The sequence below is a fragment of the Planococcus circulans genome (assembly GCF_020023385.1).
Classification (GTDB): domain Bacteria; phylum Bacillota; class Bacilli; order Bacillales_A; family Planococcaceae; genus Planococcus.
Genome location: NZ_JAIQCL010000003.1, coordinates 310,504 through 330,850, shown reverse-complemented (window position 1 = coordinate 330,850; position 20,347 = coordinate 310,504). Strand labels below are relative to the sequence as shown.

Here is a 20,347-nt window from a genome sequence, read left to right as displayed (position 1 = left end):
CAATACCATCAACTTTTGGTCATTATGAAATAGCATTAACAATTAGGCAAAGCTATCAGTAAGACAGTATTTGATAAGTTGAGTGTTTCATCTAATTTTATAATGGCCAAATTCCCGATAACAGGTGCATTAGAGCTAATGAAACCTGTTTTCAAAAAGCCCCCGATTAAGATGCCTACGAGCCCTAGTATTCCAGTCACATTCATAGCAAGTTCGATGTTATTTTGCACAACAAAGAAACTTACTATAAAAATAAAAATTAATAATCCTAAAGATAACCTTTTCAAAATATTCTCCTCTTCATATAATTTGCCTGAAAAAATATACCGACCAACAGTTCTGATTTAGGATCTAGCTTATGAAATTTTCTAAAAGCAGAAATTTTTTTCAGAAGTCTCATTCCTAATGTACTAAATAAATACATTTAGTTCATCTTATTTTTTTAAGTATTCCGATATCTATTAAAAACCATTATTTTTATTGAATTAATCTTTCTCAAGTATTCGTAAACGATAAATCTGAATATAACTTAATTCATATTAAGTTATATTCAGATCTAGTAATTTTATTAGACTCCCACAGAAGCTATAATGGCGATACTCCATGTAATGAACACAAATGATGTTGTGAGCCAAATTGTATTAACTATTGTTTTCTCATCCCTTTTTACCTTTTTGATTATGGCCACAAGGTTAAGGCAAAAAATAATACTCAAAACTGGGATGAGGTATATACCAATGAATAGAAAAGCACTTTCCATATAATTCACCCCTCTATTTTTTCACTTACTGCACTTTTGTTACATTCAAATACTTAATATTCTTGATACATTACACTCTTCAAATGCTTTGAATTTTAAGTTGTGTAAAGGGAGTTTTTGATTTGTTTCATCTGAGTTTTTAAGGCTCACTTATTCCCATTGCAAATAAAAGTAGAAAGGCGAATATCAATGCAATAAAATTCACTCCACTACCTAAAACCATCTATAACAATTGTTTAGATAATGCTGCAAATAACAGACCAATAACCGAAAGAGTACTTAATACTATTATAGTTAAATAAATATCTCCATCTGGTCCTCTCATTGTAAAGAATGCAACGAGACTAACAACAAACATCAGTAGAGATAACAAACCAAATTTGTTCATTTTATTCCCCCTCCAATTTATTTTTATAAGTCTACTCTACATAAATCATTAATCCAGTTTCTAATATATCACACCAAAATACCCCAATATATTCTGCTTTTTTTATTCTGTATTAAAACCAAAACCGCTTGTAAACCTATCAAGTCATTTTACAAATGTTCGCGAATTTACATACATATTTACGAACAGCTTTCAGGTAAGTGAAGGAAAAAATAAAAAACTTTAGATCCTCTTCCCGCCTGCTGTCTCAGAAAAACAACCTCATTCAAAAAAACGAACGGAGAAAAGGAATTCTTTTTCTCCGTTCGTTTATATGCAGAACTTGTTGGAGCACCTATTTTTTAAAAATATGTCACTCAGCCAATCCCTCTTTATGCATGATTTTCTCAATTTCTTTGATGGCGTCTTCTTCATCGGATCCTTCAATGTTCACTTTAAACTCGGTGCCATAAGCAATGCCCAATGACATCACGCCTAAAATGGACTTTAGATTCACTTTTTTCTCCTGATGGACAATGTTCACTTCTGACTCGAATTTGTTTGCCAAGTTCACCAAAATCGCTGCCGGACGTGCATGAATCCCCGCTTCGTCTGTGATTGTAAATTGCTTTTCAACCATTATGATCCAACTCCTCTATCCCTTAGTTTATCTTTAACTGAATATGCCTTAAAAATAATTGTTCTATTTTGGGGACACATGCCTGCGCAGCTTCGTCATTCGTGAGTGACCAAAAGCTCCAGTTTTCCTGAGATTCCATATGTTTCAACCGTAGATGGCAAAATGAAATGACTGCCTTTTTCCAACAGAAAAGACTGCCCGTTAACAGAGATTTCTCCCGCGCCAGCAATGACGCTGATTAACAGATAATCCCTTTTCAAAGGGGTTTTCACTTCCCCATTAATTTCCCAATGGTAAACCGTAAAATAGGATTCTTTTATTAATTGCATACTCGCGAGATCGCCGTCATATACTGCGATCTTTGGAGGCAGGACGTTGTGATGAGGAAAGTTGATGACGTCAATCGCTGATTGGATATGGAGTTCGCGTGCCTTCCCTTCGGCCGTAACCCGATTGTAATCATATACGCGATAGGTGATGTCCGAGCTCTGCTGGATCTCCACTACCATGATTCCTTTTCCGATGGCATGAACCGTTCCGCTCGGAATATAGAAAAAGTCACCTTTTTTGACGGCCAACGGAAGCAACAGCTCGTCCCACTGTTCTGCGTCCACCCGTTCCTTGAAGTCTTCCCGGCTCTCTGCCCGGTGCCCCAGGATAATTCGGCTGTCCGGTTCACAATCCAACACATACCAGCATTCCGCTTTTCCATAAGGCATATCTTCCATTTCCCTCGCATAATCGGTGGATGGATGGACCTGGACAGACAGGCTTTCATTGGCATCCAGGATTTTCACCAGCAGCGGGAACTCTCCGCTGCCCTGTTCTTTTCCGAATAATAAAGGATTGTCATTCCAGGCTTCCAACAGATTCTTTCCCTTCAACAGCCCGTTGGCAATTGTGGATGGACCATTTTTATGAGCTGATATCACCCATGCTTCCCCTGTTTTATCTGATGGAATATCATAGCCGAAGAAAGTGCGGAGCTTCTGGCCACCCCAGATCCGATCCTGAAAGAATGGTTCCAAAAAAATAGGTTCCTCGTACATATGAAGTTCCTCCGATTCCTGGTTACTTAAAGCAAAGAGCTGCTGCACCAATCACTCCCGCTTGCTGGCCAAGCTTTGCCGATACGATTTCCGTTTTTCTGCCTGTCGGGTTCAAGGCATAGCGTTGGACATATTGACGAATCGAATCGAACATCGGCTCACCGAATTCAGAAACACCACCGCCGATAACGAGTTTTTCAGGATCAAAGGTATTGATCATATTGACAGCTGCCACACCAAGCACCTTAAAGACCTCTTGCATATATTCGATTATCCGGGGATTGCCTTCCTGATAAAGGTGAAAAACTTCTTTTGCCGTTAGCTTTTCACCCAGTATTTCTGAAGCTCTTTTCGCAATGGCAGTTCCAGAAGCAATGGATTCGAGACAGCCCGACTGTCCGCAGACACATTCTCCGTAAGAAGGATCGACGACCATATGGCCGATATCTCCAGCATTTCCCTTCAAACCTTTAAGCAGCTGCCCTTCAGCAATGATGCCAGCCCCTATCCCGGTACTGACTGTGATGTAGATGAAGTTTTCATTTTCTGTCGCGGCTCCGATCCATTTTTCGGCAAGCGCCGCTGCATTTGCATCATTTTCCAGAAGAATCGGGACAGGAAAGGACCGCCCGATCAATTCCCGGATCGGGATATCCACCCATGTCTGCAAATTGGGCGGGCAGGAGATGAGCCCGTTTCTACTGTCTAACGGACCGGGTGCCCCTATGCCGATTCCCGTCAGCTGATCCATCAAGATACCTGACTTTTCGATAATCCGGCTGATCTCCTGTTGAATTTCAGCAATCATGGCTTCAGGCGGGATTTGGAGGTTTGTTGGGATGACCGATTGGCAGATGATCGTTCCCTGTTCATCCACTGCCGCAACAGCTACCTTTGTTCCGCCGATATCCACACCAATGGCATAGTTCATCTTTTCACTCCCTTACCTGAAAGATCAGCAACTTGAAAAGATTCCAGTTACTTATATTGGGTAATCCTCCCTACAACGCAATCACTTTCATAAAATCCTCGTAGGTTTTGGCTTTAATCAACCGTTCAACAATTGCGCTGTCATGAATGATTCTGCCGAGCAGGTCATACATTACCTGCAGATCTTCCTGGCTTTCTTTCATGACATTCAGCAGACAAACAAACTGGACCGGCTTATCTTTCCAGATAATCGGCTTTTTCAGCGTGCATACTGTCAAAAAAGTCGTTTCGGAATGCGGCGTAATGGGATGAGGAATGGCAACAAAGTTCCCGAAAGAGGTCGGCGCCACTTTCTCCCTATCGAATACCGCCTGAAGACAGCCTTCATCCACCAGCCCTTGTTCCATCAATTTTTCATGCAGGAATTCCAGGGTTTGTTCTTTCGTGCCCAGCTCTTGCCCCAAAAACACCCGATCCCTTTTGAAATAAACAGAGATGTTTTTTTGTTCTTTAAGAATATACTTTTCGATTTTCCGTATATCCGACTCCCCCAAAATTGCATTCACCACAATTACTGGAACAGCCAGCTCTTCTTGAATCGGAATGGAACTGATGATAAAATCGATCCCCTCCAGTCCACATTGTCCCAGCTTGTAATATTCGGTTGTTCCCACAACTTCCAGGCTTTCGCCGAATTGAGACTTTAATTTGTAGTAGATCAATTGAGCTGTCCCCAATCCCGACGCGCAGACGATCAGGCATTTTTTCGGGACCACTTCAGATTTTCTCCGCTCAATCGCTGCAGCTAAATGAAGCGCCAGGTAACCGATTTCATTTTCATCAATGACTGCTCCAATCGCTTCATTGATGGTTATTCCAGCTATGATTCCGGCTTCAAACGCAACGGGATAGTTCACTTTGATATCCTGGAGCATCGGATTCCGGATATTCATGCCGTATCGATAACGATTTACGGCCGGCTTTAAATGCAAACTCAAAGCGATGATCAATTCCTGATCTTCCTGTATGCCTAAATTCAGCTTTGACTCGATTCTGCCCAATGCTTTCATGACCAAGTCAGTGATCTGTTTCTGGATCACCTGTTGGACCGCCTTTTCTCCAGCAGCTGGATGAGCAGCTATTTTGGTGCCCAACAAATGCATGGCAATGTAGGCCACCTCTTCCAAAGGAAAATGCACAGCAAACTTCTCCTGCACTTTCTTGACGATTTTCTGGGCCACTTTATACTCCTTTTGTTCCAGTATTTCATCAATATCCGCAGAGTGTAACGTAACGTTATAGCCTTCTTTTATTCTTTTATAGGCGATTGCCAGATGAATCACCAAGTTGTTGATGGCGATGTCTGATACAAGCACTCCATTCTCTTCAATCTGCTCCATGACAATCACCAGAATGGAGTCCAATTCCTCCTGTGACAAGGAAGAGAAATGAGGCTTGAACAATTCGTTTACCGGCTCTTCACGGATGAATATATATTCCGCCATACAAAAACGGCGCTTCAATTCATCGGCATTGACGCACAATCCATAGTTCGGACGCGATTCCAGACGGATGTCATAGACTGACAGCATTTTTTTCACATGGCCTAAATCATTCTGGAGGGTCGACTTGCTTATATATAGTTCATCAGCCAATTCCTCAAGCTTGATATACCCATCGCTTAATAGAAAACGTTTGACCAAATAAGCGATCCGCTCTTCGGGCATTTTGGGAATGATGGTTTCGAGTTCTGTATCTTCTATCGCCAGCATTTTTAAATAGTCCCGGAAAAGCTGCTCTTCCATAATTCCCAATTTATAGCCCTGCCCCATAATCGAATCGATATAGGCGCCATGTTCAATCAGCAGCGAATCCAGTACTTTGACGTCTTCACGGATTGTCCGCGAAGAAACCTGATTGAGCATCGCCAGGTATTTACCCGTAATCGGCGTTTCCGCCGCCATCAATTCACGAAAAATAGTTTTCATTCTTGAGGTCAACATATCGCCACTTCTCCTTACGCTGCTTTGTAGAGCATTATGACCTAGTTCTTTAAGTCTATTATAATTGAATTCGGAATATTTAATCTGTTTAAATTCAAATATGAGCTGTAGACCGCTTAAATACAGAATCCGCTTGAAATAGAGAAGCCCTCTAGATCAGCTGATATAGGATTTTTCGAATTGCGGCAGGTGTTCTTTATGGGCTTCCAGCATTTCGTCCAGAATTTTCTTCGCTAAGCTGTCGGATGGCACGAGAGGATTGATCGTCATCGCCAGCAACGCGGTAGGATAATCTCCGGTCACCGCCGCTTCTGCAGCCAGGCGTTCAAACGATTTGATCTGCTGCACCAGGCCGCTGACCGCTATAGGCATGTCGCCCCTATTGATCGGCTTCGGCCCTTCGTTCGTGATGATGCAGCTGATTTCAACAGCCGAGTCGGCGGGTATGCCTGAAATCGCACCGTTATTCCGCACATTCACCACCTGGATATCCTGTTTATCGTTATAGATGGAGTCGATGAGGTTGCAGGCCGCATCGCTGTAGAATGCCCCGCCGCGCTCTTCCAGCTGCTTGGGTTTGACCGCCAGATTCTCGTCGCTGTACAAAGCGAATAATTCTTTTTCCAGTTTCTGCACCACTTCAGCACGCGTCCCTTTTTCCTGCAGGTCCCGTTGTTCCTGGGCAAGCATTTTCTCCGTCTGGTAGTAATAACGGTGGTACGGACACGGCAGCAGGTTCAAAGCTTTGATGAAATCCTTTTCCCAACCAACATCGACAATATTTTTCATGGTCATCGACGGCCCGCTTGCCAGTTTATCCAGCACCTCGCCCATGACCGCTTTGCCGTCCAAATAGACTTCCAAGCCATACACCATGTGGTTCAAGCCAGCAAAGTCGATGTGGATACGGCTTTGTTCAACTTCCAGCATTTCCGCCACCGCCATATGCATCCCGATCGGCACATTGCACAGGCCGATGGTTTTCGTAATGCCGCTGTAGCGAAGGACGGCTTCTGTGACCATTCCGGCTGGATTCGAAAAATTGATGAACCAGGCGTCCGGACACAGTTCTTCGATATCCCGGCAAATCTCCAAAATGACCGGAATCGTACGCAGCCCCTTCAACAGGCCGCCCGGACCATTAGTTTCCTGTCCGATTACACCGTATTTCAATGGAATCCGCTCGTCTTTGGCACGCGCTTCCAAGTGGCCAACACGGATTTGCGTCGTGACGAAATCCGCTCCCGGCAGAGCCTCCCGGCGATCCAGCGTAGTGCGGATCTCAATCGGAACCCCTGCCTTCTCCACCATCCGCCTGGCAAGAGCCGACACGATTTCGAGCTTCTCCCGTCCTTCCGGAATATCGACAAGCCACAGTTCCCGGACCGGCAATTCGGGGTAGCGGTTAATAAACCCTTCAACCAATTCAGGCGTATAGCTCGAGCCACCGCCAATCGTCACTATTTTGATGCCCTCCATGTATTCACTCCTCCCAAACTAGTTAAAGCCGTTCTGTTCAGAAACCTTTTTGATCCAGTGGGCGCTTTTTTTCGGTGTCCTTTTCTTTGTTTCGGTATCGACGGAAAAGAAGCCGTAGCGATTTTTATAGGCGTTCATCCACGACCAATTGTCCATGAACGACCATAAATGATAGCCTTTGACATTGCAGCCTTCTTCAATGGCTTTATGCAGCCACTTTAAGTGTCCGCTGATAAATTCAATCCGGTAATCGTCCTGTATCTCCCCGTGTTCCATGAACCGGGATTCGTCCTGGACACCCATGCCATTTTCAGCGATATACGATTGGATGTTGCCGTAGTTGTCCCGTAGATTGACCATAATGTCATAGATCCCTTTTTCATAGATTTCCCAGCCGCGGTAAGGATTCATCTTTCTGCCCGGCATTTCATAGTTATCAAAATACCAGTCCGGCATGAACGGCCCATGTGGATTCGGCAGATGCTCTTTCGCCTTCACCCGCCTCGGCTGATAGTAATTGACGCCCAGAATATCGACGATTCCCGCTTCCAATAAAGCCTGATCGCCTTTTTCGGTATGCGGCAGCTGCCCATGCCCACTCAGCAGTTCCACCAATTCCTCTGGATACTTTCCTAACACCGCCGGATCCAGGAAGCTGCGGTTAAAAAACAGATCAGCGGCATTGGAAGCTTTCAAGTCGGCTGGATGCTGGCTTCTCGGATAGGAAGGCGTCAGGTTCAAAATAATGCCGATCTGCCCCTCTGTAATTCCAGCTGTCCGAAATGTCCTGACCGCTTTTGCATGGGCTATCATCGTATGATAAGCCACTTGCACAGCACGTCTCGCATCCACTACGTTCGGATAGTGGAAATCGTAAAGGTACCCACCTTCGACCGGCACAATCGGCTCATTGAACGTAAACCATTTTTTCACCCGGCCACCGAATAACCGGAAGCATTGTTCAGCAAACGCTGCATACGCCTCCACGACCGACCGGTTCTCCCAGCCGCCTTCCTGCTGCAGTTCAAGTGGCATGTCAAAATGGTAAAGCGTGATGAAAGGTTCGATGTCCTGCGCCCTCAATTCATCGATGACATTGTTGTAGAAAGTCACCGCTTCCGGATTGACTTGCCCGCGTCCTCCCGGAATCAGCCGGGACCAGGAAATGGACAGCCGGAACGTATTATGGCCAATCTCTTTCATCAACCCGATGTCTTCTTTATATAGATGATAAAAATCAGAGGTGGATTCGGGACCCACTTCTTCAAAAAAACGATTGGGCTCGTTTCGATGCCAGTGGTCCCAGATATTCGGGCCTTTTCCGCCTTCTTCTGATGCGCCTTCTATCTGCGTCGCAGATGTCGCGCTTCCCCACCAAAATCCTTCTGGAAACTTATACTGTACAGCCATTCAACAACCTCCATTTGGTTCTATTTATTGCGATAGATCTCAACGATTTCGACAGCCAAGTCTCTGACTGTCATTGAAGTCATCAAATGATCTTGTGAATGGATCAGCATTACCGTAATGGTATTTTCTTCTCCGCTGGCTTCTTTCTGCAATAATTGCGTCTGGTAAGCATGGGCTTTCCCCATTTCCTCCCCCGCCACGGTCAAAAGCCTATCCGCTTCCTCGAAATCATTGGCTTTTGCAGCTTGTATCGCTTCCATGGCACTGGATTTTCCATTGCCAGCATTCAGGATTATTTGAAAAGCAATTTCTGTGATTGTGTCCATCTGCATTTGCGGTCACCTCTACTAGTAGTTTTCAGGAAAATGATCAAGCTTCTTCCCGTTCAGTATCATAATAATTTTTGTCCAGAATCCGCAGGAACGGCCACCAGATCACCATGACGACCAGCATGTTAACTGCCTGAAGCACACCGCCCTGCCACGCATTTCCTGTTGCCAGGAAGCCATTGAGGATAGGAGGTGTCGTCCATGGCACGATAATTCCTGCCGGTCTTGGCACTAACCCTGCGGCCATCGAGTAATACGTGATGACTGTTACTGCAACCGGTGCCAGCATCCACGGGATGATGATCAACGGATTCATGATGATCGGCAAACCGAAGATGATCGGTTCGTTGACATTGAAAACGCCAGCCGGAGCCCCCAGCTTTCCTAATTCCTTGAGCTGTCTGCTTTTACCGATGGCAAAAATCAACACAATGACCGCAAGCGTCATTCCCGTCCCCCCCATTCCAACAAGGAATGAATCGATGAATTGCTTGGTCACAATGTTCGGAAGGGCTTCTCCAGCTTGGAAAGCCACCAGGTTCTGGTCATTAAGAGTAAACCAGATCGGATCGAATACTGAGTTGATGATGATTTGCCCATGCAAGCCGAAGAACCAGAAGACCTGCGTCAGCAGGACGATGATGATCGTTGCCGGCAAACCGCTTCCGAGAATCGTCAACGGCTGTTGGATAATCGTGAAAATGAAGTTTTGCATGGTTTCAAATGTCGTAAAGCTGAACAACACGCGGATGAGCAAAAAGACGGACAGTGTTAAAGTGATCGGGATCAACGCACTGAACGATTTCGATACGGCTGCCGGCACACCCGCCGGCATCTTGATGGTCCAGCCACGCTCGATGAAAAAGCGATTAAGTTCCGCAGAAAGAAATGCAGTGAAAATTCCAAGGAACATCCCTTGTGCCCCAAGAGCTGAAGTTGGAATCACGCCTGGTACATCTTCCAAAACCTGCGGCGTCAAAATCAGGAAAGCCGCCAAAGCGACAACTCCGCCATAAATGGCGTCCTGTCCATAATGGGCAGTCAGCTTATAGCCGATGCCGATGATGACAAACAGCCCCATGATACTGAGCGTCGCAGCCGACGCTGGCCCTAACGCGTTTTGATAAGCCGCAAAAGCTTCCGGACTGATGACCCGGTCAAGGAATGGGAAATTGGCGATGACCACGAAGATGGAACCGAAAATAATCAGTGGCAAGGCGACCATGAAGCCGTCCCGCAAGGCAGTCAAGTACCGATTGTTATTCAGTGCATCCGCAAGCGGCAGTAAAAAACTTTCCAAAAACGACATAAACTTATTGTTCTCCATTTTCTTTCCTCCGCTCCTGTTAATGGGTTTCGATCAATTCCATCGCTCTGTTCAATACCGCTTCGCCGTCGAGCCTGCCATAAGCCATCGAATCGATGACTTCCAGCGGAATGCCGACTTCTTCCGCCACTTTCGCGAATTTCTTCTTCATAAACCTCATTTGTGGACCAATCAGCAGGACATCCGCCTTTTCCATGTCTTTAGGTGCCTTGTCCTGTGAGACCGCCCAGATGGTTACATCAACCCCTCTGCTCTTCGCCGCTTCTTCCATTTTGGTGACCAATAGGCTGGTGGACATCCCCGCTGAACAGGCTAATAATATGTTCTTCATCTTTTTACCCCTCCCGATCTAGTTTTCTGAAATATTCGACTACACCCTCAGTTTAATTTGAAAACGCTTACAACTCTACCTATTAATTTTCCGCTTCATAGAGGAAAAGAGTAACCCCTCCTTTTTTGTAAATCTGCGTTAGAATAGAAGATAAGCACATCAGCTACACTAGGAGGAATCGCAATGAGATTTGGCATCATCGGAACAAATTGGATCACTGACCGGTTTATTAAAGCAGCAAAGCAACATCCTGAGTTCATCATCGGAGCCATCTATTCCCGTAAGATGGAAACCGGCCATGCATTTGCAGAAAAGCACGAAGCCGAAAATGTTTATACGGATATGAAAGCCATGTTCAGCAGCGGGGAAATCGATGCGGTATATATCGCATCCCCCAATGCCTTCCATGCCGAGCAAAGCATACTGGCTATGGAGCACGGCATCCACGTCCTCTGTGAAAAGCCCGCCGTGACATCCGTCGAGGAAATGGACAGCATCATCGCAGCTTCACATACGCACAGGACCACTTTTATGGAAGCGATGAAATCCACGGTGACACCTTCCTTCCTGAATTTGAAGGAGAATTTGGACAAGATCGGGCCGATCCGCCGTTTCGTCTTCCATTACAACCAATATTCTTCACGCTACGACAATTACAAGAGTGGCATCATCGAAAATGCATTTAAGCCGGAACTCGGCAATGGCGCCAAAATGGACCTGGGTGTATACGGCGTTGCACCCGTCATCCATTTGGCAGGTGCACCCAAGTCATCCCTTAAGAACGACTATCTGCTATCGACAGGCGCTGACGGACAAGGCAGCATGATCCTGATTTACGAAGGCATGGAAGCGGTCATCATGTATTCGAAGATTTCGGATTCCTTTATGCCGAGTGAAATTCAAGGCGAGAACGGCCTCATCGAAATCGACCGGATCAGCGATCCAAAACGCATCACCGTTAAATACAGAGATGGTGAAACTGAAGATCTATCTGTAGCGCATGAATTCGATACGATGTATTACGAGTTGGCGGAGTTCATCGAATGCGTGAAAAATGGACAGCTGGAATCAGCCATCAATACGCATTCAATTTCACGCGAAGTGACGAAACTGCTGGTGTGAAGCGATTGATTTAAGAAAATATATCCGAAACAGTGTGTAAGATTAAACTCTATAGTTCAACTTATCCAATTCATCAGCAAAGGAAGTGCCTTATGATCAAAGGAATCATATTCGATTTTGACGGCTTGATTTTTGATACGGAAACGCATCAGTATCGCATTCTTCAGGAAATGTTCAGCGAATACGGAAGTGAACTTCCGCTTGCGCTGTGGCAAAATGAAGTCGGCACAGACAGCGGCTTCTCGCCGTTCCATTACATGGAGCAGCAGATCGGCAAACAAGTGGAACATGCGCTCCTTGAGCGACAGTATGAAGAAAAGTTCCTCTCAACTCTGGCCCAGGAGAAAGCCCGGGACGGAGTAGAGGATTACCTCAAGATGGCGCAGGAGTTGGACCTGAAAATCGGTTTGGCATCCAGCTCCAGCTATCGTTGGGTCTCCGGCCATCTGAAGAATCTCGAGCTGTTCGATTATTTTCAGTGCATCCGCACTTCGGATCATGTGGAAAAAGTGAAACCAGATCCTGCTTTGTATATTCAGGCGGCCGAGTGCCTCGATCTGCATCCGGAAAACTGCCTGGTTTTTGAGGATTCCGCACATGGTGCAACCGCAGCGAAAAGCGCTGGCATGGGTTGTGTCATCGTACCGAACACAATCACCAGTACGATGGAGTTCTGCCAAGTCGAGCACCGGTTGGATTCGATGGCGGATATGCCTTTGACTGAGCTTATTGACTATGTAACTGCATTGAAAGTAGAGCGTTAAAACAAAAAAGATGGCTGCTGGTTGAATACCAGCAGCCATCTTTTTGCTTATAATCATCTCCTATGAATACTTTCTAAGTTTCCGTAGGATTTTTGTGCCGAACAAATTGATGTTACTGTTCAGCTCGGAAACCAGCCAATCGGCTCTACATTTAATCTGGTGTTGATTTGTTTGGTCTCTTGGAAATCTTCCATTCCGTATTTCCCTAAACTTCTTCCGATACCACTTTGTTTATATCCACCCCAAGGAGCTTCTACATAAGTTGGGTGGTAATCGTTGATCCAAGTGATGCCCGCTCGGATTTTCTTAATAACCCGTAGAGCTTTTGCTCCGTCATTGGAAAATACGCCACCTGCAAGACCATAATCCGTATCATTGGCCAATTGAATCGCTTCTTCTTCTGTCCGGAATTTCTGGATCGTGACCACAGGTCCAAAGATTTCTTCACGAACTATGCGCATGTCGTTTGTAACATCTGTAAATACCGTGGGTTTGATGAAAAACCCTTTATCCAAACCATTTTCGGTTAAACGATAGCCGCCAGCCGCCAATGTCGCGCCTTCCGCTTTCCCTATTTCGATGTAGTTTAAAATGCTGTTCATTTGCGCTTCACTTACAATCGCACCTACATCAATGCCCTCTTCCAATCCGGGACCGACTATGATTTTATTGGCCCGTTCCACATAGCGTTTAACGTACTCATCGTAAATGCTTTCTTCCACTAAAATCCGGCTGCCGGATGAACATACTTGTCCTGCCCCGAAGAAGATTCCAAAAAGCCCGTAATCCACAGCTGTTTCAAAGTCAGCATCTGCAAAGACGATGTTCGGAGATTTACCGCCCAATTCGAGCGAAATCTTCTTGAGGTTCCCTGCAGACGCACGCATAATTTCACGGCCAACTTCTGTACTTCCAGTGAATGAAACCACATCCACATCCATACTTTCTGCAATTGTCTGACCGATGATGGAACCGCGGCCCAAGACCATATTGGCAACCCCTTTAGGAACTCCGACTTCTTCCATAATTTCAAACAGCTTCATTGCTGTGACAGGCGTCACTTCTGCCGGTTTATAGACAATGGAGTTGCCGGCTGCCAGTGCAGGTGCAATTTTCCAAACACTCATTAAAAGAGGGAAGTTCCACGGAACGATCAAGCCTGCCACCCCTACTGGCTCTTTAACCACCATTGCCTGCACATTATCAGGCACTTGATAAGTTTCCCCTTCAGGATGCATAATCATACCCGCGTAATAACGGAAGCATGTCGCGGCATCAGCGATGTCAAACCCGGCTTCTTCTTTGCGTTTGCCGTTATCCATTGTTTCCAACACCGTTAACTCTTCTGCACGCTCATCGATCTTGTCAGCAATCGCGTTCAATATAGCCGCTCGCTCATGGGTTGTTTTGCCTGCCCAAATTCCACTTTCAAATGAGTCACGCGCAGCCTGAATCGCCTCTTCTGTTTCTTCCTTACTCGAGCGCGGCGCATGTGCAATCACTTCCTGATTTGCAGGATTGATAATCGCACAAGTTTCTCCAGATCCCGCTAATCGCCATTCACCATTAATATAGTTTTTCAGTTCCAATACGCTTGTCAATACTGTCATTTTGTTTTCCCCCTTATTTTCTTTACGATTAAATTTTGATAGCAATTCGTTCATTTTTGGCGCGTGAACAGCAGGCCAAAATAGAATTTCGGCTTTGGCGGTCGTCTTCCGTCAAAAAGATATCGCGGTGAAGAACTTCGCCTTCTGAGACTTCCAATTCACAGCTGCCGCAGCCACCTATCTTGCATGCATACGGCGCTTCAATTCCTGCCTTTAACAACGCATCCAATAATGTTTCATTCTCACCTACATGCAGCGTTATCTCACTATCGATCAGATCAACAATGAATGGATTTTGGGGTCCATTATCTTGGCCGCTTGAGAATAGCTCAAAATGAATGGCTTTTGCCGGATATCCGTAAGACGCAGCTGCATCCCGGTACTCTTTTACCATGCTTACCGGTCCGCAGAAATAGACATGGGTGCCGATGCGGTGATCCAGCATGGAAGCCGGTGACATCTTTTGCGGTTTATCGCTTCGGGAAAAGTGGAAATGGCAACGGTCCCCATATTCTTCTTTTAGTTGTTCATAGAATGCACATTGCTCCGCTGTACGGGCAGTATAATGAAGTTCGAAAGTCTGCCACTCCTCCAAGTCTTGCGCCATTGTCAAAAATGGGGTGATCCCTATGCCTGCCGCATAAAAAACGTGGTGCTTCGCTTGATAACTTAAAGCAAAATGATTTCTTGGAAAGCTGATTTCGAGCGCCGTACCGACTTCAACTTCTTCATGCCAAAAAAGAGAGCCACCGGTGGAATAATCATCTTTCCTGATTGCTATTTCATAAAAGTTCCGCTCCTGCGGTGGACTCACAAGAGAATAGGCCCGCTCTAAAACTCCTTCTTCTTTTTGTAAAAATGTTTTTATATGAGCTCCTCCCGCAAATGCCGGCAATAATAAATTATCAGTAGGAGCGAACCGGAATCGTTTCACGAACTCTGTTTCTTGTATGATTTGAACAACTTCCACTTGAATATTTCCTGCGACTCTCATCTTTCTCAACTCCCCACTGTTTGTCGTTGTTCGACAGGTATAAATGGATAGCCAATGTAGCCTTTTCTTACTTTCGAAAAGAATGGCCCTACTTCCAAGTGAGCACTGCACTGGCATTGCACCGCTGATGCATCGCCTGCAATTTCAGAAGTACTGAAGCATTTCATGCAATAAACAAACCGCTTTTTTGGGCCTATTATAAATGTTTGAATTTCCTCTTCTGATGCACCTTCTTCAACAGTAAGCGAAAATAGACGGTAAGCCGTATCCCATTGAGCGACGATACATAATTGAGTACCCATTTTTTGAGAAGCTATATATTCACTGACCTTCTGATCGGGAGTGTCCTCTGAAACCAGCAGCGACTCTGCCGGAATGGTATTCGCTGTCTCTAATATGCCTTCCGCCTGCTCTCTGCCAGTTTCGTCGAACAATACAGCAATCTTTGTTCGCCCTTGCAGAAGGGAAAAATTATCGGCTAATGTAGGGGATTGATCGAATAATACCGGACGGCTGTACATAGAATCCTCTCCTTTACGCTTCGCTTTCTTTACTTGCTTTTATTTTTTCATCTTCTCTTCGCAAATATTCAACTGTTTGCGGCAAATAAGGCGCAATCCCTTTGTACTCTGCCATCGGTTCCGGAATATCCTGCAAAACGCTGTATGTTAAATCAAACCATTCCTGGCGTAATTTCAAATCCTCCATCGGAAGGAATTGTGTATTCAAAACAAATAAAATGGCATTGCTTCTTGGCATACGGTAAAACTTCTGCTCTTCTACACGAAGGCGGACAAGTTCACCGGCATTTTCAGCGGTGATCAAACTTCTCTCCGGTTCCCAAACATCCATCGTTTCGTAGTTGACGTCCCAACGGTTCGCCATCAAATTCCAATTGATGCGTGTCCAAGGTTCTCCAGCTTCAATCGAGTGCAAAAATTGCCGAACCCGATCGGCCAACTGGTCTCCTTTTCGTGATACGAAAGGAACAGGGCCATGAATCTCATTGAAAGACATACCTTTATTCCAGTGAGCTGAAAACAAGGCTGCATAGGAAACCTGGCCAACTTCCAAATAATAATTGTCATCACGCTGTACCATCATGACAAAATCATTATGGAAATGGCGTCCGATATAATCCAGAGGTTCAAGTTCCAATGTACTGGAGTCACCGAATACGAACGACTCTTCTTCTGCTAAGATATTGTTTTTAAACGTCCAGTTTTGGCCATCTTTCTTCACTTCAAAATGCTCTGGATAACGGCTGACTGCCATATCCACCAACATTTCAAGCACTTCCCACTGCATTTCATGTGTGTGTGGAAATGATTGGAAACGGACATCGTGCTGTTCATCCAATAAACGTCTTTTGGCTCGAATCATCAACTCATACTCTGGCGTTATTTCCACGCAGTTTATATTTTGCAGTTTTTTCAAGTCATTGGAATAGCGGTAATTCCCTGAAGTAAAAGGAAACGGAAACGTCGTTAGATCGGTTGTTTTGAAATCCATGCTTTGTGTGAACATATTAAATTTCCCCTTTCGAGATTAAAGTAGTTGCTGTTTCTTGAGCGGGTGCATCAACCGTATTGCTGACTTGATCAACTTCATATTTGAAAATATATTTTGCGGATACGTAATATGAAATTAATGCTGCAAAGTAAGTCGGGATTCCCGCTGACATGTATAAAAACAAACTGCTCGAGTTAAAGGTAAGCGGATTATACAATCCCCAATAAACCAGGATACTGACTGCAATTGCGACAAGTGCAGATGGGTTTATCCCTTTCCAGTACGTATAATTCCCTTCAGTATCGTAGAGGTGCCTTAACGAAATCTTTTGCTTTTTAACGAAAAAGTAATCAGAAATGATAATTCCGCCAAGGCTTGCCATGATAAAAGAAATGACAGCTATAAATGAACCAAAGGCGTTATAGAAAGTAGCGCTCAATAACAGAAACACAGTTGGGATCGTTGTTCCCATCGAAAATAACCATGTTTTTTTCGGATATAAGGTTTTAAAGCTGACCGCCTGTGAATACATGAGAAAAATCGCTGCGCCTACATTAGCCACCGTAAGCAATAACAAACCGATCAATCCCGCGTATGGACCTGCAATTGGCATCATCCAGCTTGCTGGAGACAATGAACCGGCGATCAGCGTTGAAAGAGCAGCAACAATCGCAGCCAAGGAAACAATGACGCCATAGCTGTAAAAACCGGCCTTGAACGCATGCTTTTCATTTTTGGCAAGTCTGCTGTATTGACCTAAATAAGGAAGCCACGAAAATCCTAATCCAATATTGATTTCCAGGGCGATCGCAAGTGAACGTGAATTCGTCTCAAAAGGTTCGACAGGAAGCAAAGAGTTCAGAGCCGGAATATGCTGGCCAAATACTATGATTGCTATGAGCCCGACCAGGAAAAGAATGAAAGCCGGAACTGCAAAAAGATTAAACTTCCGGATGGCTGCAGGTCCGCGTACGGTAATCAAAAACGTAACAGCAAACAGGGAAATTGAAAAAAATGGAGTCCCCGTCCCTGGGCTGGCAAAGAAAGACGGCATATTCAGCCATACCGCAAGTTCGACCAAGGCTTCACCAGCCATGAACAAAGCAATCGCAATGTAACCCAGCGTTAAAATTAAAAAAACAAAGAAAAATACGTTTGCGCCTTTATAGCCAAGAGAACTTCGAAAACCAACAAATGTATCAATTCCATACCTGGCAAAGAAAAGAATGATCGGAGCTATTAAAAACATCGGAAAAGCATTTCCAAAGAGCGTTGCAGCAAAGGACTGTGATGATCCCAGCATACTTCCTGTATAGGCACCGGTCAGGAGCCCAAAAGCTGATAGCCCGACGACGACTTGAACGAGTATTAAATCCGTGAAACCAAAGATACGGCCTTTTTTGTCTGTGGGCAAAAACCCAAATGCAACATCATTCGTTACAGCAGATGATTGTTTTGGCATTAAAACTCCCCCTTTGCTGGCATTTTCTAGTATTGGTAAAACACTTTCTGCATGGTATTCTAGCGTTAGATGAGTGTGGCGGCTAAAAACAATGTAATCATGCTCATTACGATTATTACTCCCGCAGCATCTTTCCATTGAGCGTGTTCCGACTTATCGTTTCCATTATTTTCGTATACTTGAATGCGTTTTTCTAAATCCTCGTACATGTTTCGGATAAATGGGTCATCCGATTGAAGATTTTGTTCGTATTTGCTTCGGTTTTCCATACATGTCCCCCCATTATTTGAATTTTCAAATGTATATTAATTTATATAGCAATAAACGTGCCAACTATGAAAGCGCTTTAAATTCATGGCAATTACAAGCGATTTATCTGTTTTTATTCAAGTATGAAATTTATATTCAATTCTGAAATTTCGAACAGGAGAAATGCAAATGGAATGGAAATCTGTTTTACTTCAACTTTATGATTACTTGATTGTGACTGCTATTGATGGCAGAATCTGCTCTATAGATGGTAATGGTCCAGCTTTTACCGAGAATCTTTCTGCGCATAAAAAAATTGAAGAGTTGGAGATCAAGTTGTTTACGGAAGGTATTAGCTCACGAATAGAAGAAGATGGAAAAAAACAGGTTTTTAGGCAGACTACTTGGATGGGACTTGATGTCCTCACAACAGTCTTTAAAGAAAAGGATCATTTTTATTTTGCCTACACTCATTTGGCCCCTACCTATACCGGAGCAGAAAGTCACGAACCGATTGATTTTAAGTCCTCCTCTTTTATTGTAAACAGTCAAGCAATGGAAGAAGTTGCTTCTAAATTGCAAAAAGTGGCCGCAGTCGGCGTAACGGTTCTCTTGCTCGGGGAATCTGGTGTCGGAAAAGAAATGGCGGCAAAAACAATACACAAAATAGGCAGTCGTTCTGACAAACCTTTTGTTTCCATAAACTGTGGAGCTATCCCCGATAACTTATTGGAAAGTGAGTTATTCGGATTTGTAGACGGCGCTTTCACAGGAGCTAAAAAAGGTGGAGTCGAAGGGAAATTCCGCCAAGCACATACAGGCATTTTATTTTTGGATGAAATTGGTGAGTTGTCGCTGTCGCTGCAAGTGAAAATTTTAAGAGCACTTGAAGAACGGGTCATCACCCCTATCGGCAGCAGCAAATCTTATCCAGTAGATATCCAAGTCATTGCGGCCACGAACAGGCCTCTCGAAGAAGCGGTAGCAAAGGGTGAATTTCGGGAAGATTTATACTACAGATTAAATGTTGTGCCGATCATGATCCCTTCTTTGCGTGAAAGAGTCGAAGAAATTCCTTCTCTTGTGCAGCATTTTATCCAAAAGCTCAACACACGCTACCAAAAACAAATCAGTTTCTCTCCAGATGCAATAGATTATTTATGTCTGCAGCCTTGGCCAGGCAACATTCGGGAGTTGGAAAATACAGTTGACCGTCTAATTGTCCTATCCAATTCATCAATCATCACAAGCTCATTGATCGAGCAGATCATCCCTCCAACATTTCCGACTCGAGTTTCCAGTCCCATGATCACCCAATTGATGCCCCTCCAAGAAGCAGTGGAGATATTGGAGGAAGAGTTGATAACGATGGCGATGGAACAATATAAATCCGTTAAATTGGCTTCGAACATTCTGGGGATCAGCCAGCCCACGATGAGCAGGAAGTATAAGAAAATCAGGGAAATGCAGAAGAATGGCGGAGGCTTGCTCAGCAAGCGCAGAATTCTGGAAGAACAGCTGAATAAACATCTGCGTTCCATCACCATCGTCACAGCTGTCGCCATTTCTGCTGAAGAAGTTCGAAACGCGATGAAAGACACGAAAAGTGTAGCCCTTCGAGCTCCACTTTCTCAAAAGTTCACCACAATCCTTGAGCAGGAAGGTGGCATCAAATGGGTCTTCGTATTCCAGATGCAGGAAGATGGTAAAGTGATCCATGTTGCTGCATCTGACGGTTTTATCCTGGAGCCGGGCGAGGAATATATCGGCCCTCCAGAAGTGATGAAAGTCATTTACGAAGCCTTTAAAGGAAAGAGCGGCGTTACACCTCTGTATGAAGATGAATATGGCGTATGGAAAAGCAGTATTGCCCCGCTATACAATGAAGCTGGTAAGATCATGGCCATCATCGGATTCGATTACAGTGAAGAATATGTAAACAGTGAACTGCAGCGGCTCAGCAAGCAACTGAATATCACTTTATAAGCTCTTGCTGTAAATTCCGCAAT

Annotated in this window: 20 protein-coding genes; 3 read left to right on the top strand and 17 right to left on the bottom strand. The window is 44.6% G+C overall.

What is annotated here, in order from left to right:
* Positions 1 to 35 precede the first annotated feature (35 nt).
* The 11 genes from K8U60_RS07960 to K8U60_RS07910 all read right to left on the bottom strand — a co-directional run bounded on the left by K8U60_RS07960 (position 36) and on the right by K8U60_RS07910 (position 10,625).
* Positions 36 to 287 carry a hypothetical protein gene (locus K8U60_RS07960; protein ID WP_223636789.1) on the bottom strand — a complete coding sequence of 84 codons (252 nt, stop codon included), beginning with the start codon at positions 285 to 287 and terminating at the stop codon, positions 36 to 38.
* 696 nt (positions 288 to 983) lie between these two features.
* On the bottom strand, positions 984 to 1,148 hold the full coding sequence (locus K8U60_RS07955) for a hypothetical protein (protein ID WP_223636785.1): 165 nt from the start codon (positions 1,146 to 1,148) through the stop codon (positions 984 to 986).
* 352 nt (positions 1,149 to 1,500) lie between these two features.
* Entirely contained in the window at positions 1,501 to 1,767 is a 267-nt protein-coding gene (locus tag K8U60_RS07950) for a phosphocarrier protein HPr (RefSeq protein ID WP_223636783.1), read from the bottom strand.
* Positions 1,768 to 1,862: 95 nt separating this feature from the next.
* Complete coding sequence (manA, locus tag K8U60_RS07945; protein ID WP_223636781.1) at positions 1,863 to 2,816, bottom strand: mannose-6-phosphate isomerase, class I; 954 nt, start codon at positions 2,814 to 2,816, stop codon at positions 1,863 to 1,865.
* A gap of 22 nt (positions 2,817 to 2,838) precedes the next feature.
* Positions 2,839 to 3,747, bottom strand: coding sequence for an ROK family protein (locus K8U60_RS07940; RefSeq protein ID WP_223636779.1), 909 nt, complete (start codon positions 3,745 to 3,747; stop codon positions 2,839 to 2,841).
* Positions 3,748 to 3,817: 70 nt separating this feature from the next.
* Entirely contained in the window at positions 3,818 to 5,749 is a 1,932-nt protein-coding gene (locus K8U60_RS07935; RefSeq protein ID WP_223636777.1) for a BglG family transcription antiterminator, read from the bottom strand.
* Between the two features lie 156 nt (positions 5,750 to 5,905).
* Complete coding sequence (locus K8U60_RS07930; protein WP_223636775.1) at positions 5,906 to 7,228, bottom strand: 6-phospho-beta-glucosidase; 1,323 nt, start codon at positions 7,226 to 7,228, stop codon at positions 5,906 to 5,908.
* Between the two features lie 18 nt (positions 7,229 to 7,246).
* Entirely contained in the window at positions 7,247 to 8,638 is a 1,392-nt protein-coding gene (locus tag K8U60_RS07925) for a glycoside hydrolase family 1 protein (protein WP_223636773.1), read from the bottom strand.
* A 20-nt stretch (positions 8,639 to 8,658) separates the two neighbouring features.
* On the bottom strand, positions 8,659 to 8,964 hold the full coding sequence (locus K8U60_RS07920) for a PTS lactose/cellobiose transporter subunit IIA (RefSeq protein WP_223636835.1): 306 nt from the start codon (positions 8,962 to 8,964) through the stop codon (positions 8,659 to 8,661).
* Between the two features lie 43 nt (positions 8,965 to 9,007).
* Positions 9,008 to 10,294 carry a PTS cellobiose transporter subunit IIC gene (gene celB / locus K8U60_RS07915; RefSeq protein WP_223636771.1) on the bottom strand — a complete coding sequence of 429 codons (1,287 nt, stop codon included), beginning with the start codon at positions 10,292 to 10,294 and terminating at the stop codon, positions 9,008 to 9,010.
* Positions 10,295 to 10,313: 19 nt separating this feature from the next.
* Positions 10,314 to 10,625, bottom strand: coding sequence for a PTS sugar transporter subunit IIB (locus K8U60_RS07910; RefSeq protein ID WP_223636769.1), 312 nt, complete (start codon positions 10,623 to 10,625; stop codon positions 10,314 to 10,316).
* Positions 10,626 to 10,808: 183 nt separating this feature from the next.
* On the opposite strand from K8U60_RS07910, the gene K8U60_RS07905 reads away from it, so the two are divergent.
* Both K8U60_RS07905 and K8U60_RS07900 read left to right on the top strand, forming a co-directional pair.
* Positions 10,809 to 11,747, top strand: coding sequence for a Gfo/Idh/MocA family protein (locus K8U60_RS07905; protein ID WP_223636767.1), 939 nt, complete (start codon positions 10,809 to 10,811; stop codon positions 11,745 to 11,747).
* A 92-nt stretch (positions 11,748 to 11,839) separates the two neighbouring features.
* A complete protein-coding gene (locus K8U60_RS07900; RefSeq protein ID WP_223636765.1) occupies positions 11,840 to 12,511 on the top strand; it encodes an HAD family hydrolase in 672 nt (223 codons plus the stop codon).
* 119 nt (positions 12,512 to 12,630) lie between these two features.
* Here K8U60_RS07900 and K8U60_RS07895 read toward each other — a convergent pair whose 3' ends face one another.
* The 6 genes from K8U60_RS07895 to K8U60_RS07870 all read right to left on the bottom strand — a co-directional run bounded on the left by K8U60_RS07895 (position 12,631) and on the right by K8U60_RS07870 (position 18,358).
* On the bottom strand, positions 12,631 to 14,121 hold the full coding sequence (locus tag K8U60_RS07895) for an aldehyde dehydrogenase family protein (protein ID WP_223636763.1): 1,491 nt from the start codon (positions 14,119 to 14,121) through the stop codon (positions 12,631 to 12,633).
* Positions 14,122 to 14,149: 28 nt separating this feature from the next.
* Positions 14,150 to 15,115 (bottom strand): PDR/VanB family oxidoreductase, encoded by a 966-nt coding sequence (locus tag K8U60_RS07890; RefSeq protein ID WP_223636760.1) that lies wholly within the window; start codon positions 15,113 to 15,115, stop codon positions 14,150 to 14,152.
* A 5-nt stretch (positions 15,116 to 15,120) separates the two neighbouring features.
* Positions 15,121 to 15,636: a hypothetical protein gene (locus tag K8U60_RS07885; protein WP_223636758.1), complete on the bottom strand. Its 516-nt coding sequence runs from the start codon at positions 15,634 to 15,636 to the stop codon at positions 15,121 to 15,123.
* 13 nt (positions 15,637 to 15,649) lie between these two features.
* Positions 15,650 to 16,642 carry a heme-dependent oxidative N-demethylase family protein gene (locus tag K8U60_RS07880; RefSeq protein ID WP_223636756.1) on the bottom strand — a complete coding sequence of 331 codons (993 nt, stop codon included), beginning with the start codon at positions 16,640 to 16,642 and terminating at the stop codon, positions 15,650 to 15,652.
* A gap of 1 nt (position 16,643) precedes the next feature.
* A complete protein-coding gene (locus K8U60_RS07875) occupies positions 16,644 to 18,089 on the bottom strand; it encodes a purine-cytosine permease family protein (protein ID WP_223636753.1) in 1,446 nt (481 codons plus the stop codon).
* Between the two features lie 65 nt (positions 18,090 to 18,154).
* Entirely contained in the window at positions 18,155 to 18,358 is a 204-nt protein-coding gene (locus K8U60_RS07870) for a hypothetical protein (protein ID WP_223636750.1), read from the bottom strand.
* Between the two features lie 169 nt (positions 18,359 to 18,527).
* On the opposite strand from K8U60_RS07870, the gene K8U60_RS07865 reads away from it, so the two are divergent.
* The gene (locus K8U60_RS07865) at positions 18,528 to 20,324 is read left to right on the top strand and encodes a sigma 54-interacting transcriptional regulator (RefSeq protein ID WP_223636747.1); all 1,797 of its coding nucleotides are present in this window, start codon (positions 18,528 to 18,530) and stop codon (positions 20,322 to 20,324) included.
* Positions 20,325 to 20,347 lie beyond the last annotated feature (23 nt).

What these genes read in the sequence shown, in the direction of transcription:
- K8U60_RS07955 (WP_223636785.1), bottom strand. Translation starts at nt 1,148, where the DNA reads ATGAACAAATTTGGTTTGTTATCTCTACTGATGTTTGTTGTTAGTCTC.
- K8U60_RS07950 (WP_223636783.1), bottom strand. Translation starts at nt 1,767, where the DNA reads ATGGTTGAAAAGCAATTTACAATCACAGACGAAGCGGGGATTCATGCA.
- manA (WP_223636781.1), bottom strand. Translation starts at nt 2,816, where the DNA reads ATGTACGAGGAACCTATTTTTTTGGAACCATTCTTTCAGGATCGGATC.
- K8U60_RS07940 (WP_223636779.1), bottom strand. Translation starts at nt 3,747, where the DNA reads ATGAACTATGCCATTGGTGTGGATATCGGCGGAACAAAGGTAGCTGTT.
- K8U60_RS07935 (WP_223636777.1), bottom strand. Translation starts at nt 5,749, where the DNA reads ATGTTGACCTCAAGAATGAAAACTATTTTTCGTGAATTGATGGCGGCG.
- K8U60_RS07930 (WP_223636775.1), bottom strand. Translation starts at nt 7,228, where the DNA reads ATGGAGGGCATCAAAATAGTGACGATTGGCGGTGGCTCGAGCTATACG.
- K8U60_RS07925 (WP_223636773.1), bottom strand. Translation starts at nt 8,638, where the DNA reads ATGGCTGTACAGTATAAGTTTCCAGAAGGATTTTGGTGGGGAAGCGCG.
- K8U60_RS07920 (WP_223636835.1), bottom strand. Translation starts at nt 8,964, where the DNA reads ATGGACACAATCACAGAAATTGCTTTTCAAATAATCCTGAATGCTGGC.
- celB (WP_223636771.1), bottom strand. Translation starts at nt 10,294, where the DNA reads ATGGAGAACAATAAGTTTATGTCGTTTTTGGAAAGTTTTTTACTGCCG.
- K8U60_RS07910 (WP_223636769.1), bottom strand. Translation starts at nt 10,625, where the DNA reads ATGAAGAACATATTATTAGCCTGTTCAGCGGGGATGTCCACCAGCCTA.
- K8U60_RS07905 (WP_223636767.1), top strand. Translation starts at nt 10,809, where the DNA reads ATGAGATTTGGCATCATCGGAACAAATTGGATCACTGACCGGTTTATT.
- K8U60_RS07900 (WP_223636765.1), top strand. Translation starts at nt 11,840, where the DNA reads ATGATCAAAGGAATCATATTCGATTTTGACGGCTTGATTTTTGATACG.
- K8U60_RS07895 (WP_223636763.1), bottom strand. Translation starts at nt 14,121, where the DNA reads ATGACAGTATTGACAAGCGTATTGGAACTGAAAAACTATATTAATGGT.
- K8U60_RS07890 (WP_223636760.1), bottom strand. Translation starts at nt 15,115, where the DNA reads ATGAGAGTCGCAGGAAATATTCAAGTGGAAGTTGTTCAAATCATACAA.
- K8U60_RS07885 (WP_223636758.1), bottom strand. Translation starts at nt 15,636, where the DNA reads ATGTACAGCCGTCCGGTATTATTCGATCAATCCCCTACATTAGCCGAT.
- K8U60_RS07880 (WP_223636756.1), bottom strand. Translation starts at nt 16,642, where the DNA reads ATGTTCACACAAAGCATGGATTTCAAAACAACCGATCTAACGACGTTT.
- K8U60_RS07875 (WP_223636753.1), bottom strand. Translation starts at nt 18,089, where the DNA reads ATGCCAAAACAATCATCTGCTGTAACGAATGATGTTGCATTTGGGTTT.
- K8U60_RS07870 (WP_223636750.1), bottom strand. Translation starts at nt 18,358, where the DNA reads ATGGAAAACCGAAGCAAATACGAACAAAATCTTCAATCGGATGACCCA.
- K8U60_RS07865 (WP_223636747.1), top strand. Translation starts at nt 18,528, where the DNA reads ATGGAATGGAAATCTGTTTTACTTCAACTTTATGATTACTTGATTGTG.